Genomic DNA, 2003 nt, shown 5'->3' with positions numbered 1-2003 from the left:
GGTGCAAAACCGATGATCGAAGCGGGAGTGCTGAAAAATCCCGACGCGGAGGGAATTATCGGGCTACACCTCTGGAATAATCTGCCTTTAGGGACAGTAGGCGTGAAAAATGGGGCCTTAATGGCGGCGGTGGAATGTTTCGATCTCCAGATTCAAGGCCGGGGAGGCCACGGGGCAATTCCCCATCAAACCGTCGATTCACTACTGGTGGCGGCCCAAATCGTCAACGCCCTGCAAACTATCGTCGCCCGCAACCTTAACCCCCTCGATGCCGCCGTGGTGACTGTGGGTAAATTAGCAGCGGGAACCGCTAGAAACGTGATCGCCGATAGTGCTAATCTCAGTGGGACAGTGCGCTATTTCAATCCCCAGTTAGGGGGCTATTTCCGACAACGGATGGAAGAAATTATCGCAGGCATCTGTCAAAGTCAGGGGGCTAGTTATCAATTCGATTACTGGCAATTGTATCCCCCGGTAATCAATCATGATCAGATGGCGGAATTAGTGGAATCAATCGCCGCACAAGTGGTGGAAACCCCGGCCGGAATCGTTCCCGAATGTCAAACCATGGGAGGGGAAGATATGTCCTTCTTTTTACAGGAAGTACCAGGCTGTTATTTCTTCTTGGGGTCTGCCAATCCCGAATTAGGATTAGCCTATCCCCACCATCATCCCCGCTTTGATTTTGATGAATCGGTGTTAGGGATGGGAGTCGAGATTTTTGTCCGTTGCGTCGAAAAATTCGGCAATTCTAGGACTTTCTAGAAATCCGTTCAGGGTGAACAGTTTTTGTCAAACCTGAAACCGCTAAACTGATCACTGAATCAGACAAGTAAAAAAAGCATGAACAATAATACCCACGAAAACGATGCCCAACGGGTGAAAATCCTCAGCGAGGCCTTACCCTATATACAAGAATTTCGCGGTCGCACTGTAGTGGTTAAATACGGTGGTGCGGCCATGAATAACAGCGATATCAAAGACACGGTCATGCGAGATATCGTTTTTCTCTCCTGTGTGGGGGTTCGTCCCGTTATTGTCCACGGCGGCGGTCCAGAAATCAATAGTTGGCTGGATAAATTAGGTATTGAACCCCAATTTAAAGACGGTTTACGCGTCACCGATGCCGACACCATGGATGTGGTAGAAATGGTGCTGGTGGGACGCGTCAATAAAGAAATTGTTGCCCTGATCAATCAAGCCGGCGGTAAAGCGGTAGGATTATGCGGTAAGGATGGCAATCTGATCACTGCTCGTCCCGTGGGTAAAGAGGGCATTGGTTTTGTTGGAGAAGTCAGCAGTGTCGATACTAGCGTCGTCGAATCCTTGGTCAATAGTGGCTATATTCCCGTGATTTCCAGTGTGGCCGCCGATGAAACCGGCCAAGCTCATAATATCAATGCCGATACGGTAGCCGGAGAAATAGCGGCGGCTTTAGGGGCAGCTAAACTGATTTTGATGACCGATACAGCCGGAATTTTAGAGAATTACAAGGATCCTTCCACTTTATTGGCTAAATTGGATATCCAACAGGCCCGGGAGTTGATTCAAAAAGGCATCGTTGCTGGCGGGATGATTCCCAAAGTTAGCTGCTGTGTGCGATCGCTGGCTCAGGGAGTTCAAGCTGCTCATATTATCGATGGTCGTCTTCCCCACGCCCTTTTACTGGAAATTTTCACCGATCGAGGCATCGGCTCCATGATTGTGGCCTCCGGTTATACTAATCTATAGTAGTAATTACCGTACTTTTGGTTAAAAAGACTTGCCTAAAACCAGAGATCTGGTGTACAAGTAAGTTAATAAACGCGCTTCTCGCTCCTTTGTAATGGCAAAAGTCTTAGTCTTGAGTTAGTTTAGCTGGGAAGCGCAAAATCCGAAGTTTTCATAGCAATTGAATTTATGACCAAACAAGCTGTAGCTCACCCGATGGTGAAGTTTCAACGCAAGGTTAGCAAGTGGATAGATGCAAAAGTAGTCAAACCTAGCGATAGTATCTGGAAACT

General features: G+C 47.9%; 2 protein-coding genes and 1 pseudogene. All 3 read left to right on the top strand.

Translation table 11 applies throughout. The annotated features are described in order from the left end of the window. The coding region (locus PX481_RS24865) for an amidohydrolase (protein ID WP_288096610.1) at positions 1-765 on the top strand (765 nt) is incomplete at its 5' end. A gap of 78 nt (positions 766-843) precedes the next feature. After that, positions 844-1731 (top strand): acetylglutamate kinase, encoded by an 888-nt coding sequence (argB, locus tag PX481_RS24860; protein WP_288059152.1) that lies wholly within the window; start codon positions 844-846, stop codon positions 1729-1731. 168 nt (positions 1732-1899) lie between these two features. Beyond that, positions 1900-2003 (top strand): annotated as a pseudogene (locus tag PX481_RS24855) (DUF4327 family protein); the annotation flags it as partial.

It is taken from the genome of Microcystis sp. M53603_WE2 (assembly GCF_030065435.1).
Note: the sequence above shows the minus strand (reverse complement) of the source record. Positions and strands in the feature narration are given on the sequence as shown.

Excerpts from the sequence above, each read along its gene's own strand:
- argB (WP_288059152.1), top strand. The coding sequence starts at position 844 with ATGAACAATAATACCCACGAAAACGATGCCCAACGGGTGAAAATCCTC.